The sequence below is a fragment of the Clostridium beijerinckii HUN142 genome, assembly GCF_000621745.1.
Classification (GTDB): Bacteria; Bacillota; Clostridia; order Clostridiales; family Clostridiaceae; genus Clostridium; species Clostridium beijerinckii_A.
On the sequence record NZ_KK211337.1, the window covers coordinates 137269 to 152340 of the forward strand.

The window sequence follows — 15072 nt, forward strand, 5'->3', positions numbered from 1 at the left end:
AAATGAGAAATAAAATATTAACTTCAGTTATTATAACAGTGCTATTTGCACTATTAATTGTAGCATCTTCTTTTATTACAATAATAAATTTAGAGCAAATTAAAAATACAAAAGAACAACTTAGAAATATAAATTTACTGATTTCTGAACTTAATGATGTTACTGATATAAGTAGAAATGATTATGAAGAGTTAAAAGCATTAAGTAATACGAAAATAAATAGTATAGATGTAAGATTTACACTTATAGATGATAATGGAGTAGTCTTATATGATAACGAGCAGAAAAGTAATGAAAATCATAAAGACAGAGAAGAAGTTAAGAAAGCAATGGAAACTGGCGAAGGTTATTCAAAAAGATATAGTGAGACAATTAAGTCTGATTTAATATATTATGCAAATAGGCTTAACAATAATTTTGTAATTAGAAGCTCCGTAAGCATAAATTCTGTTACTATAATACTTAAAGAAAATATCAAGTATTGTTTAGGAATATTGCTTGTGGTTATGCCGTTTTCTTTGTTTTTATCATTAAGACTAGTTAAAAAAATTGTTGATCCAGTTAAAGAGCTAGAAAGTGTAACTCTGAAAATGACTCATGGAGATTATGAAATAAGAGCTAATATTAAGACAAATGATGAACTTGGAACGTTAGGAAATAGCTTCAATAATATGGCTGAACAGTTACAAATAAAGATTCGTGAAGTTATAGACAATCAAAATAAAATAGAATCGATATTGAAGAGTATGGAAAGCGGCGTTATAGCTGTGGATAATTGCAATATGGTAATTTCGATTAATCCATGTGCAGAATCGTTGCTTGGTATTAAGAAAAATATCGTAGGTGAATGTTTATTAGACTATATAAAGGACTATGATATAATCAAATTCTTAGAACAAGATGATGTAAGTGATAAAGAAATAAAAATACGTCATCCAATAGAAAGGGATTTCAAAATCAAGAAATCGGCTATGGTAGATGGAATGGAAGGCGTAGGAAAGGTTATAACTTTTCAAGACATAACTGATATAAATAGAGTAGAACTTATGAGAAGCCAGTTTGTTGCAAATGTATCTCATGAATTGAAGACTCCGTTAACATCTATAAAGGGATTTGCTGAAACTTTAAAATTTGTTAAGGATGATGAAACAAGAGAGAAATTTTTAGATATTATAGATAAAGAAGCTGAACGATTATCAAGGCTTATAAACGATATATTAGTGTTATCTAATATTGAAAGTAATCTAGCTGTTGATATGCATGAGTTTGAGCCAGGGTCAGTAATTGAAGAAGTAATTAATATCATGAGAAAAACTGCTATTAATAAAAATATTAAATTAGAATTTAAAGATGAGAATAATGAGAAGATTTTTGGAGATAGAGATAAATTTCATCAACTAGCTTTGAATTTAATAGAAAATGCAATAAAATACTCTAAGGATGCTTCTGGAAAAGTTGAAGTATTAAGCTATAATGAAGATAAATATTATTGCCTAAGAGTAAAGGATAATGGAATAGGAATACCTAGGGAGGATATATCGAGAATCTTCGAAAGATTTTATAGAGTTGATAAATCAAGAAAAAAAGGTGGAACAGGACTTGGTTTAGCAATTGTAAAACATATTGTTAAAATTTTTAACGGAGATATTTATGTTAAAAGTGAGCTTGGAGTAGGAACATGCTTTGAAGTGAAAATTCCATATTTATAACAAATAATGCGCAAAGTGGCAAGAGCTTTGCGCATTTTTTAATTATTATCAAAAGTATGTTAAATTTTCTTAACACCACTCTAATATAACTTAACATTATTCTAATAATAGATTAACTAAAGGGGTATATTATAGGATATGTAATAAGAAACAATTTAACCAACATAATTTATGTCGAATTTATTGATGGAGGGAATTTATAATGAAAAAAAGAACTTTAAAATTAGTCGTAGGGGCTTTATTAGTTACAGTTATAGGAAGTGCAATGGTTGGGTGTGGAAGCTCATCAAATAAATCAGAAACAGGTACAAAGACTGAATCAAGCGATAAAGTAAGTGGGTCAATAACAATGAGTGGTTCATCTGCATTGCTTCCATTAATGGAACAAGCAATTGAAACATATAACAAGGAAAATCCAGATGCACAAATTAGTGCTCAAGCAGGTGGATCAGGAACAGGTCTTACTCAAGTGTTAGACGGATCAGTAAATATAGGAAATTCAGATATTTTTGCAGAAGAAAAATTAGACAAAGATAAAGCAAGTCAGCTAGTTGATCATCAAGTTGTGGCAGAAGGCTTTGGTGTTGCAGTAAGCAAATCACTTGGAATAGATAATTTAACATCAGCTCAAATCAAAGATATATTCTCTGGTAAAGTAACTAACTGGAAAGAAGTTGGAGGACCTGATAAGCCAATATTATTAGTTCATAGAACAGCGGGTTCTGGAACAAGAGCAACATTTGAAAAAGTAATTCTTGGTGGAGATAAATCAGCAGAAAATGAATCGTTAGGAGTAACTCAAGATTCAAATGGAGCAGTTTTAAGTGCAATGAAACAAAATGATGGTGCAATTAGTTATTTAGGCCTTGCATATATGAACACACAAGAAGCTAAGGATGCTATAAAAATAGTAAAACTTGATGGAGTTGCAGCTGAAAAAGCAAATATAGCTGACGGATCATATAAGTTCTGGTCATGGGGACATATGTACACTAAAGGCGAAGCAACAGGAGTATCTAAGAGTTTTATAGATTATGTTACAAACAAAGTTGATAAATCAGTTTTAGATAATTTAGGATTTGTTTCAGGAAGTGAAATGAAAGTAAAATAATTTCAATTAAGGGATGAGTAAAGATGGAAAAAAGAAGTTTTAAAGAAAGGCTTAAAAATGAGTATTTGGGCCAAGGCTTTGCAGGGCTATGTGGAATATTAATAATAGTGATAACAATATCAATCATAGTATTCATAGCGTCAAAAGGGATAAGAATATTCACAAAAGATGGATATAGTGTCACAGAATTTTTGTTCACAAATAATTGGAAGCCAAACAAAGGTGGAGAGCCTTCCTTTGGAGCTCTCGCTTTCATCTTGGGGTCAACCTTAGTATCAGTAGGTGCAGTAGTTATAAGTGCACCTATTGCTATTGCTTTGGCGATATTTGTGAATGTCATATCAAGTAAATTTGGAAAAAAAATAATTAAACCTTCATTAGAAGTATTGGTTGGAATACCTTCTGTTGTTTATGGTTGGGTTGGCATTTCTGTGTTAGTGCCATTTATAAAAGGAAATTTTGGCGGAATGGGATTTTCTTTAATCGCAGGGATTTTAGTTTTATCATTAATGATTTTACCAACTATAGCAACGTTATCTATAGATGCTATAAGAACAATACCTCAAGATCATATTGAGGCATCATATGGACTTGGAGCTACAAGATGGCAGACGATTTACAGGATAATAGTTCCAGGTGCTAAATCAGGAATATTGACAGGTGTGGTACTTGGTATTGCAAGAGCTTTTGGAGAAGCATTAGCAGTTCAAATGGTAATTGGTAACACTGTAAAAATACCTGATAGCATTGTTTCTTCAATGTCAACATTAACAAGTATAATAACAATGGATATGGCTAATACTGTCGGCGGAACTCCATGGAATGATGCATTATGGACATTAGCACTAATTTTACTTGTGATTTCTTTTATATTTATAGTTATAGTAAGAATAATTGAGAAAAGGAGTGCAATATAATGAATGCAAAAAAGGTGGATAAAATTGCGACAATTGTATTTTATATAATAAGTATGTTCATAGTTGTTTTACTTGGTGCATTTATTTTATATATTTTATATAAAGGTGGAAGCATGTTAAAGCCATCATTTCTTTTTGGTAATCCTAAATTGACAGGAGCAGGTGGAGGAATAGCGCCGCAGTTATTTAATTCGTTTTATATGCTTGTTATTTCTTTGGTTATAACAATTCCTATTGGAGTTGGAGCGGGAATTTATTTGGCAGAGTATGCTAAAGAAGGACCCATTCTTAAATTTATAAGAATGTCTCTTGAAACAATGTCTTCACTTCCATCTATTGTTATTGGTATGTTTGGATTATTAGTTTTTGTCAATATGGCCGGATGGGGATATTCAATACTTGCAGGTGCTTTATCTGTAAGTATATTAAATATACCTTCAATGACTAGAATTTCAGAAAATGCAATAAATACAGCAAGTAAAAGGGTAAAGGAAGCATCTTTAGGGCTTGGAGCAACTAGATGGCAAACATTAGCTAGGCTCACAGTTCCAACAGCTATGGCAGAAATATTAACGGGTATAATATTAGCAGCAGGAAGAATTTTTGGTGAGGCAGCAGCATTTTTATATACTGCAGGATTAAGTTCTAAAAATTTAAATTTTAATACAATAAGTATATCAGGAAACAGTTCGGCATTTTCACTTTTTAGACCAGCAGAAACGTTAGCTGTTCATATATGGAAGCTAAATTCAGAAGGTGCAGTGGTTGATGCGGCTCAAATAGCTAACGGAACAGCAGCTGTGCTTATAATAGTAGTTCTTTTATTTAATGTTTGTGCAAGATTAATTGGAAATAGATTGATGAAAGCTTATAGTGGGAAGTAGGAGATAGTTATGAATATTATAGAAACAAAAGATTTATGTTTATATTATGGTGATAATAAAGCTCTTAAAGATATAAATATATCTATAAATAAAAATGAAGTTACAGCGCTCATTGGACCTTCAGGCTGCGGGAAATCAACTTTCTTGAGAACTTTAAATCGAATGAATGATTTGATCGAAATCGTAAGAATAACAGGGGAAGTGTTTTTTGAAGGTAAGGATATATATAAGGATTATGATGATATATATTTAAGAGAAAGAATCGGAATGGTATTCCAAAGGCCAAATCCATTTCCAATGTCAATTTATGATAACATTGCATATGGGCCTAGAATACATGGTACAAAAAATAAGAAGATCTTAGATGAGATAGTAGAAAAAAGTTTAAGGGGAGCAGCGCTTTGGGATGAGACTAAAGATAGGTTAAAATCAAGTGCGCTTGGAATGTCAGGAGGTCAGCAACAAAGATTATGTATTGCTAGAACCTTGGCAGTTTCACCAGAAGTAATTTTAATGGATGAACCAACATCTGCATTAGATCCAATATCAACCGGAAAAATGGAAGAACTTATGGATGAACTAAAGAAGAAATATACAGTTATCATTGTAACTCATAATATGCAGCAAGCAGGAAGAATAGCTGATAAAACTGCATTCTTTTTAAATGGAGAAGTTATAGAGTACGGAAAAACAGAAGACATATTTTATAATCCAAGAGATAAGAGAACGGAAGATTATATTACAGGTAGATTTGGCTAAAAGGGGGCAATGATAATTATGACAAGAGGATCGCAGGATGCAAGGGTAAAAAATATAAATAGAGAGCTATTAAAAATGTCTAGCTTAGTTGAAAAGCAAATATACGAGAGTTTGTTAAGTTTAAAGAAATATGATTTAGAAAAGGCGGAGCAAATTATAAAGGATGATGATATTGTTGATGATATGCAGAAAATGATAGAAGAGGAATGTATTAAATTCATCGCAACTGAACAGCCGCTTGCCACAGATTTAAGAAGAGTATTTACGGCATCTAAAATAGTGACGGATTTAGAGAGAATGGCAGACTATGCAGTAGATATCTGCAAGATAACAAAGCGAATTGGGAAAAAAATAAGTTCATTTGAAAAGGGTTCGGAAGAATTATGGGAGATGGATGATAAAGTAAGAGCGATGATAAGAGCTGCTGTAGATTCATATATTAATGAAGATGAAGAAATGGCATATAAGGTTTGTGAAAAGGATGATGAGATAGATGCATTCTATAAATCGTTATTTTCCACTTTAATTAATTCGATAAAAGTGGATGAAAGTTTACTTCAAGAAGGAACTCAATTACTGTTTGCAATAAAGTATTTAGAGAGAATAGGAGATCATGTAACTAATATATGTGAATGGACTATTTTTTCAAAAACAGGTTCCTATGTTGATTTAAATGAATAATAATGTATAAGTATTAAAAAGTGTCCTTGGTTTATTGAGGACATTTTTATCATTTGATATGAATTTCTTGATTTAGGTATTATATTAATGTAATATGAAAAAATAAATTAGAAGTATAAAGAAAATATATCATATAATAAGATAACTCGTGGTAATTTAATTAATGATATTTTTTATTATTTAGAAAATTATAATCAAAGCTATGGTGATTTTTAAAAGTGGCAGAAACACGTAGTCTGCGACGCATATTTTGTGTATGTAACTAAGGTATAATTAGGTGTAAACGATGAATTTAAGGATAAAGGGGCAATGGAAGAATGACAAGAGGATCACAAGATACTAAAGTAAAGAATATAAATAGGCAATTAGTAATTATGGCAGATTTAGTGGAAAAGCAGATATATGAAAGCATGCAGTGTTTAAAGAATTGCAATGTGGAATCAGCAGATGAAATTATTAAAGCTGATGATAAAGTTGACGAATTACAAAAAGTAATAGAAGAGCAGTGCATTAAGTTTATTGCAGCAGAGCAGCCTTTGGCGACAGACTTGAGAAGAGTATTTACTGTTTCGAAAATAGTGACAGATTTAGAAAGAATAGCAGATTATGCAGTGGATATTTGCAAAATAACAAAACGAATCGGTAAGAATGTTAATTCTCTCAAAAAAGTTTCAGAGGATCTATGGGATATGGAAAGAAAAGCAAGATATATGATAAAGGCATCTATAGACTCACACGTTAATGATGATGATGAAATGGCATATAGGATTTGCAAAAAGGATGATGAGATAGATACTATATATAGATCGCTGTTTGCTTCGTTTATTAAAGCAATAAAAAAAGATGAAAGCTTACTTCAGGAAGGAACCCAATTGTTATTTGTAATAAAGTATTTGGAAAGAATAGGGGATCACGTAACTAATATATGTGAATGGACAGTTTTTTCAAAAACAGGAGCTTATGTTGATTTAAATGAATAGGAATATATAATGTAGGAAAATGTTCTTTTTACTAAGAACATTTTTTTGTTCTAATTTTTTAAATATGTTTTAACAATATGAATTGTTGACTTAACTAAGGGTTTAATGTAATATAACAAAGATAAGAATGTTATAATAAGGGGTGAAAAAATGAAAAATATTATAACAAAAGTAACCTCTAATGGCATTGCAGAGGAAGTCGGGATAGAAGAAAATGATATCTTAGTATCTATCAATAATAAGGAAATAAATGATATCATAGATTATAAATTTTTGTCTGCAGACGAAGAGATTGTCTTAGAGATAGAAAAACCTAGTGGTGAGATATGGGAAATTGAAATTGAAAAAGAGTATGGTGAAGATATAGGGATAGAATTTGGCGGGGGCATTATGGATAAAGCAAAATCATGCAGTAACAAATGTATATTTTGTTTTATTGATCAGCTGCCTAAAGGAATGAGAGAAACATTATACTTTAAAGATGATGATTCAAGATTATCATTTTTACAAGGAAATTTCGTGACATTAACAAATATGAAAGATGAGGACATTGATAGGATAATAAAATATCATATAAGTCCAATTAATATTTCTGTACATACAACAAATCCAGAATTAAGAGTTCAGATGTTAAATAACAGATTTGCAGGTAATGTTCTTGAAAGGATGCAAAGACTAGCTGATGCAGGAATTACAATGAATGCACAAATAGTTTGTGTTCCAGGAATAAATAATGGGAATGAACTTAAAAGAACAATTGAAGATTTATATAAACTTTATCCAGAAGTCTCAGATGTAGCAGTAGTTCCAATAGGTATTACTAAGTTTAGGCAAGGACTTAAACATGTTAATACGTATACAAAGGAACAATCTATTGAGGAAATCAATAATATTAAAGAATTGCAAGATAGATATATTAAAGAAACTGGTAAGCCATTTGTGAGATTATCTGATGAATTTTATTTAGTCGCAGATAAAGAAATTCCGAATCAGGAATTTTATGATGATTATCATCAAATAGAAGATGGTATAGGAATGGTTAGGTGTTTTAGAGATGCCATAGATAGCACCTTGGATGATTTAGATTTAAATATGAAGGGAAGCTTTTCTATAGTTACAGGAGAGCTGGCGTATAATGAGTTATTTGAAGCCAGCAATAAAATTAAATGTAAAAATCCTAATATACAGCTTGATGTCTACAAAATAGTGAATCATTATTTTGGAGAAACTATTACTATAGCAGGACTTTTAACTGGAACTGATATAATAAATCAGATGAGGGGAATAATAAATAGTAAGTATTTAATAATGTCTAATAACATGTTTAGAAAAGGCTACGAACTATCTGATTCAAATGAGCAGATAATGCTGGATGATATTAAAATTAAAGATATTGAATCAGCTTTAGATGTTAAGGTAATAGTAGTTGACTACACAGGTGAAGATTTAATAGAAAAACTTAATGAGGCATATGAAGAAAAATAGACTAGCGTGCTGGCTTGTTATTTTTGAATATGTCTAAATATAAAGAGGAGGAATTTTAATGGGTAAACCGATAGTTGCTATAGTTGGAAGACCAAATGTTGGAAAATCAACGTTATTTAATAAATTAGCAGGGAAAAGAATTTCAATAGTTCAAGATACACCAGGAGTTACAAGAGATAGAGTGTATGCAGAGGCTGAATGGCTGAGTTATAATTTTACTATGATTGATACAGGTGGTATTGAACCAGAGAATAATGATATCATAATAAAACAAATGAGAAGACAAGCGAATATTGCAATTGAGACGGCAGATGTAATAATATTTATAGTTGATGGTAAAGAAGGATTAACTGCTGCAGACAATGAAGTTGCTACTATGCTTAGAAAGAGCAAAAAACCAGTGGTTTTAGTTGTTAATAAAGTCGACAATTTAAAAGATGAAAATAATGCGTATGAATTTTATAATTTAGGAATAGGTGAGCCAATAGCAATATCAGCAGGGCAAGGATTAGGTCTTGGTGATATGCTTGATGAGGTAGTTAAGCATTTTGATAAATCTATTTATGATGAAGAAGAGGATGAATTTATCAGAATAGCTATGATCGGTAAACCTAATGTAGGAAAGTCTTCTTTAATTAATAAATTGCTTGGAGAAGAAAGAGTAATAGTTTCTGATATTCCAGGAACTACAAGAGATTCAATAGATAGTCATTTAGAAACAGAGGAAGGTAAATTTATCTTAGTTGATACTGCTGGACTTAGAAGAAAGAGTAAAGTAAAAGAAGAAATTGAGAGATATAGTGTTATAAGAACTTATGCTGCTATAGAAAGAGCGGACGTTTGTATACTTATGATTGATGCAACAGAAGGAATTACAGAACAAGATGAAAAAATAATAGGTTATGCTCATGAATTGAGAAAAGCCATTATGGTTATTGTTAATAAATGGGATTTGGTTGAAAAAGATGATAAAACTTTAGATAAATTTAAAAAGGATCTACAATCAAATTTAAAGTTCTTAAGTTATGCTGAATACTTATTTATCTCTGCATTAACAGGGCAAAGAACTAATAAAGTGCTTAAGTTAGCAAGATATTGCTATGATAATTACAATAAGAGAATTTCAACAGGGATATTAAATGATGTTATAAGTAAAGCTGTACTTATGAAGGAACCACCTGTTGTTGGAATTAAGAGAATGAAAATCTATTATGCAACTCAAGTTGCAACTAAACCGCCTAAATTTGTATTCTTTATAAATGATGAAAGTGCAAGACACTTCTCATACGAAAGGTATTTGGAAAATCAATTAAGAGATAGTTTTGATTTCAAAGGAACTGGAATACAAATTGAATACAGACAAAGAAAGGAATAGTTATGAGTAAAATTACTTTTTTAGGAGGAGGAAGCTTTGGAAGCGCCTTAGCTGTTTTACTTGCAGAAAAAAATAATGTTGTTAATATATACGATAGAGATAAGAATGTTGTTAACGAAATAAACATTAAGAAAACAAATGAAAAGTATATGAAAGATTTAGCGATTCCTAAAGGAGTAACTGCATTTAATAGTATTGAAGAAGCAATAGATGGCGCTGACTATATAGTTTTGTCAGTACCATCTCATGTGATTAGAAATATGTGTGTAGCTATTAAGGGAAAAATCCCTAAGGATATTCCAATAATATCTATTGCAAAAGGTATTGAAGAAGATACGGATAAAAGATTATCAGTTGTAATTGAAGAAGAATTAGATAATCCAGTTGTTATATTATCAGGACCAAGCCATGCAGAGGAAGTGGTAATGAAGATACCAACTACTATAGTTAGTACATCTAAAGAAATGAAATTTGCTACTGATGTTCAAGATTTATTTATGACACCATATTTTAGAGTCTATACTAATGACGATATAATAGGGGTAGAAGTTGGTGGCGCTGTAAAGAATGTAATTGCGTTAGCAGCAGGGGTTATAGACGGTCTTGGGTATGGAGATAATACAAAAGCTGCACTACTAACTAGGGGAATGAAGGAAATTTCTAGAGTTGGAATATCACTTGGTGGAAGAGCAGAAACTTTTTACGGATTAACTGGTATGGGCGATTTAATAGTTACCTGTACATCTATGCATTCTAGAAATAGAAGGGCTGGTTTATTAATAGGTAAAGGTATGTCTCTTGAAGATGCTTTAAAAGAAGTAGGAATGGTTGTTGAGGGAGTAAAGGCTTGTAGAGCCTTTTATCAACTAAAGGAAAGAATAGGTATATCAATGCCTATAACGGATGGACTTTATAAGGGATTATTTGAAGGGAAGAATGCTAAATCAATTATTGACGAACTTATGAATAGAGATAAAAAGAGTGAATTATTTTAATATTTATAACATCAAAATTATAAGTATGTGGTGGTGACTAACCGGAATTATATATATATTTGTTACGTCTGACTATGAGATTTTGCTACAAGGTTCTAAGAGAAAAGTTGTCCCCACTTACGCATATTCCTGAAACAAGTTTATGACAGGCGGTAAGTGAGACAACCTCAATTTAAGAACCTTCAAAGCTCAATTTCAGATGATTCTTACACAAGTATACATGTGATTTCTGGTATGGATTTATATACAGAAATTCAACAAAGACAGATAATTATGTTATATATAAGATGATATCTATATACATTACAAAAATAATAGATCAGTATGTTTGCACATCTGGTCTATTATTTTTTTATTCTTTAGGAATTTTAATGTGATTTTAGTCATATATTTAGTGATTAGAATTGTATTAGAAATTTTTTTATTTATTATAGTTGTATATTTTAAATAAAGGATGAATATATATATATTGGAAAAAGAATATGGGAGGGAAAAAATGTGGACAATTTTAACATATACAAAGATATATCCGATAGAACCCAAGGGGACATATATGTAGGAGTCGTAGGACCAGTTAGAACCGGGAAATCTACATTTATAAAAAAGTTCATGGATCTTATGGTAATACCTAAAATTGATAATACTTATAAAAAGGAAAGAGCGAAAGATGAGTTGCCACAGAGTGGTTCTGGAAAAAATATTCACACTACAGAACCTAAATTCGTACCTAATGAAGCGGTAGAAATAAATCTAGGGGATGAAATTAAATTTAAAGTAAGGATGGTTGACTGTGTAGGATATATTGTAAAAGGAGCATTAGGATATCTAGATGGTGAAGAAACTAAAATGGTTCATACACCATGGTATGATTATGAAATACCTTTTGAGGATGCTGCAGAAATTGGGACAAGAAAAGTTATAAAAGACCATTCAACAATAGGATTAGTAATTACAACTGATGGAAGTATAACTGGGATAGACAGAAATGATTATGTAGAACCAGAAGAGAGAGTGATATATGAATTACAGTCGCTAAATAAACCATTTATTGTAGTTCTTAATACTAATAAACCTAATTCTCAAGAAACTAAAGCGTTGAAAAAAGAGTTGGAAGATAAATATAACGTAACTGTTCAAGTTATGGATGTTTATAATATGGAAGAACAAGATATTGAAGATTTATTTAAACACGTACTTAAGGAATTCCCTATAAAAGAAATAAATATTGACATGCCTGAATGGTTAGAAAAATTAGAATGTAACCATTGGTTAAAAAAAGACTTTTTCAACATAATTATGAATATGAGCCAAGATGTCTCTAAGGTAAGAGACATAAAATACTGTTTAAATGATTTTGAAAATGAAGACTTTATGGGGAAGGCAACTATAAATGAAGTTGATTTAGGTAGTGGAACAGCAAAAATATCCATGAAACCTAAAGATGGAATTTTCTATAAAGTCCTTAGTGAGATATGTAATTTGGAAGTTGGTTCAGAAAGCGATTTGCTTAGCATAATAAATGACTTAAGTCATGCAAAATGTGAATATGATAAGGTTAAAGATGCATTAGAAGATGTAAGAGAGAGTGGCTATGGATTGGTTGCACCACAACTTTCAGAAATGAAGTTTGAAGAACCTGAAATAGTTAAACAAGGTAATAAATATGGGGTTAAATTAAAGGCAAGTGCTCCGAGTTTACATCTCATAAAGTGCGATATTAAAACTGAGATAAGCCCTATAATGGGATCGGAAAAGGAATCTGAAGAACTAGTAAAAGGCCTTTTAGAACAATTTGAAACAGATCCAGCTCTTCTTTGGCAAAGTAATATGTTTGGAAAATCTTTAGAAGTGTTAGTAAAGGAAGGATTACAAAACAAGTTATATAAAATGCCAGAAGATGTTCAAGTTAAGATTCAAAAGACTTTGCAAAAAATTATTAATGAAGGTAATGGTGGATTAATCTGTATAATACTTTAAAAAATCAGATATAAAGATTTTTATAATTTAATCCTAATAAAGTGTTGATTTTATATTGTAGTTAAGTAAATTAGTTATGTTAGTGATACTACATATTAGGTATAATCAAGAAAATAACAAGCCCATCTGCCAAGCCTATTTTCTATTATACTGTGGAGGCTCGAATCGCTATACTCACTGAGTAAGCGATTCACGCCAAATCATAGATTTGGGTTCTCTGCTCATGTCAGTAGATTACACTAATAGGCTAGCTATGAGAGTAATCTGCTTCCTTGCCTAATGAAAAATAATCATGGCATTTTGGTCGCGTTATTTTCTTTCGTATGCCTTATGGTTTATAAAATGATAGAATCAACACTTTTTTTACCATGATTTTTTATTTAAGTGGTGGAAAAATACATACTACTGGGATATAATAAAAGAAAGGATATAAATGAGGGGTATTATGAAAAGAGAGTATAAAGCTTATAAGAAAGTTGGTAAAATTAAAATCTCTATAAGTGAGCTCTTAGAGCTTAATTTACCTAGAATAGTTTATGCCTCTCCAGGTGTTGTAAACCATATAAAAAAAAGACATGGTAGGCAATTCACAAAAAAAATCAAAGATAATATAATAGATACTATAGAAAAAGTTATCAAAGATCCACAATATGTTGGTGTAGATTATAAGAGAGCAACTGGTGACTCTCTTGAATTAGTTAAGAAGATTGATAATGTTATATTACTTTTAGGATTAGAAGTTGATTTAGAAGACCAATATATATATGTTGCAACTATGTATCCAATAACAGTGTCAAAAATGAATGCGAGAATATATAGAGGAAGATTAATAAAAGTTGAAGATAATGAATTAAAAGAAAATATATTATAATAAATTTTGAAATAAATTTTATTTTTTGAGGTGAGAAAAGGCTCCTCATGCGCTAGTTTTAGTAATCAGAGATGCAGGATACGCCGACCTGCCAAAAAATAAATTATATTAAAGAGATTACTTAACAATGTTTAAATAAATAATTGTTAAGTAATCTTTTGTTATTTATAAATATAAAAGTATTTTTAGAAGGGTTAAAGTATTTATATATAGGTTGTGGGTTAAAGGTTTTAATATTATATTATTAGCGTTTTACTTGTGGGAAATAGCAATATAAATTTATTACCACAACTTATGTGGTTAATAAATACTTGTGCTTGCAAATGTTTATTAATATAAATGTTAACATTTTGTGAACAGAATGTTGACATAGGAATTTATTATTATTATACTTAGTTAAATAAACTCCAAATTATTTGAAGATTAAAAGGAGGTGTACAATTGATAAAAAGTATGACTAGCTTTGGAAGGGCTCAAAGTGAAGATGGAAAAAAATCATGTTTCTCTATAGAGATGAAAAGCGTAAATCATAGATATTTAGATATAAATATAAGAATGCCTAGAACCATGTTAGCTTTAGAAGAAAAAATAAGAAGGATAATTAGTAAAAGACTAAATAGAGGTAAAGTTGATGTTTTTATTAATTATAAAACTTATGGAAACAGCGTTGGAAAAGCAAGTCTAAATATGAAATTAGCTGAAGAGTATTATAAGTGTTTAAAACAGATTCAAAGTGAATTGAACGTTATTGATGATATATCTACAACTAAAATAGCCAAATTTCCTGATGTTATTACATTAGAAGAATTAGATGATAATTTAGATAGTATTTTTAGTGAGATATCTCCTCTAATTGAATCAGCTCTAGATTTGATGGATGATATGAGATGCAAAGAAGGCGAAAAATTAAAAGCTGATATTTTATCAAAAATTGAGATTATAGAGAATTATGTTGAGGAAATAGAAACGGTAGCTGACAATATTCCTAAGAATTACAAGAAGAAACTTGAAGAAAGATTAGAAGATTTATTATCTGGCGTTGATATAGATGAAAGCAGAATAGCTCTAGAAGTCGCTATTCTTTCAGATAAGGCATCAGTGGATGAGGAGATAACAAGACTCAGAAGTCATTTAAGCCAAATGAAAAGTACCTTAGATTTAGATGAACCTATTGGAAGAAAGTTGGATTTTATAATTCAAGAAATGAACAGAGAAGCTAATACTATAGCATCTAAATCAACAGATATAAATATGACCAACAAAGTGATAGAGATAAAAAATACCATTGAAAAAATAAGAGAACAAGTTCAAAATATTGAATAATTAGG

13 protein-coding genes are annotated in these 15072 nt (G+C 30.4%); all 13 read left to right on the forward strand.

Annotated elements, in window-relative coordinates:
* Positions 1-2: 2 nt before the first annotated feature.
* The 13 genes from T483_RS0124305 to T483_RS0124365 all read left to right on the forward strand — a co-directional run bounded on the left by T483_RS0124305 (position 3) and on the right by T483_RS0124365 (position 15067).
* Positions 3-1709 (forward strand): sensor histidine kinase, encoded by a 1707-nt coding sequence (locus T483_RS0124305; protein ID WP_026889155.1) that lies wholly within the window; start codon positions 3-5, stop codon positions 1707-1709.
* A 202-nt stretch (positions 1710-1911) separates the two neighbouring features.
* Complete coding sequence (locus T483_RS0124310) at positions 1912-2820, forward strand: phosphate ABC transporter substrate-binding protein (RefSeq protein WP_026889156.1); 909 nt, start codon at positions 1912-1914, stop codon at positions 2818-2820.
* Positions 2821-2843: 23 nt separating this feature from the next.
* A complete protein-coding gene (pstC, locus tag T483_RS0124315; RefSeq protein WP_026889157.1) occupies positions 2844-3737 on the forward strand; it encodes a phosphate ABC transporter permease subunit PstC in 894 nt (297 codons plus the stop codon).
* The gene (gene pstA, locus T483_RS0124320) at positions 3737-4621 is read left to right on the forward strand and encodes a phosphate ABC transporter permease PstA (RefSeq protein ID WP_026889158.1); all 885 of its coding nucleotides are present in this window, start codon (positions 3737-3739) and stop codon (positions 4619-4621) included. The genes pstC and pstA overlap by 1 nt, the downstream gene beginning before the upstream one ends.
* Before the next feature lie 9 nt (positions 4622-4630).
* Positions 4631-5380 (forward strand): phosphate ABC transporter ATP-binding protein PstB, encoded by a 750-nt coding sequence (pstB, locus tag T483_RS0124325; RefSeq protein ID WP_026889159.1) that lies wholly within the window; start codon positions 4631-4633, stop codon positions 5378-5380.
* 18 nt (positions 5381-5398) lie between these two features.
* Positions 5399-6061, forward strand: a complete 663-nt coding sequence (gene phoU, locus T483_RS0124330) for a phosphate signaling complex protein PhoU (protein ID WP_026889160.1) — start codon at positions 5399-5401, stop codon at positions 6059-6061.
* A 317-nt stretch (positions 6062-6378) separates the two neighbouring features.
* Positions 6379-7041 (forward strand): phosphate signaling complex protein PhoU, encoded by a 663-nt coding sequence (phoU, locus tag T483_RS0124335; RefSeq protein WP_026889161.1) that lies wholly within the window; start codon positions 6379-6381, stop codon positions 7039-7041.
* 150 nt (positions 7042-7191) lie between these two features.
* Positions 7192-8526 (forward strand): DUF512 domain-containing protein, encoded by a 1335-nt coding sequence (locus T483_RS0124340; protein ID WP_026889162.1) that lies wholly within the window; start codon positions 7192-7194, stop codon positions 8524-8526.
* Positions 8527-8584: 58 nt separating this feature from the next.
* Positions 8585-9901 (forward strand): ribosome biogenesis GTPase Der, encoded by a 1317-nt coding sequence (der, locus tag T483_RS0124345; protein WP_026889163.1) that lies wholly within the window; start codon positions 8585-8587, stop codon positions 9899-9901.
* A 2-nt stretch (positions 9902-9903) separates the two neighbouring features.
* Positions 9904-10896 (forward strand): NAD(P)H-dependent glycerol-3-phosphate dehydrogenase, encoded by a 993-nt coding sequence (locus T483_RS0124350; protein WP_026889164.1) that lies wholly within the window; start codon positions 9904-9906, stop codon positions 10894-10896.
* 498 nt (positions 10897-11394) lie between these two features.
* Complete coding sequence (gene spoIVA / locus T483_RS0124355) at positions 11395-12873, forward strand: stage IV sporulation protein A (RefSeq protein ID WP_026889165.1); 1479 nt, start codon at positions 11395-11397, stop codon at positions 12871-12873.
* A 445-nt stretch (positions 12874-13318) separates the two neighbouring features.
* The gene (locus T483_RS0124360; protein WP_026889166.1) at positions 13319-13744 is read left to right on the forward strand and encodes a hypothetical protein; all 426 of its coding nucleotides are present in this window, start codon (positions 13319-13321) and stop codon (positions 13742-13744) included.
* Between the two features lie 441 nt (positions 13745-14185).
* Positions 14186-15067 (forward strand): YicC/YloC family endoribonuclease, encoded by an 882-nt coding sequence (locus tag T483_RS0124365; RefSeq protein ID WP_026889167.1) that lies wholly within the window; start codon positions 14186-14188, stop codon positions 15065-15067.
* Positions 15068-15072: the final 5 nt, after the last annotated feature.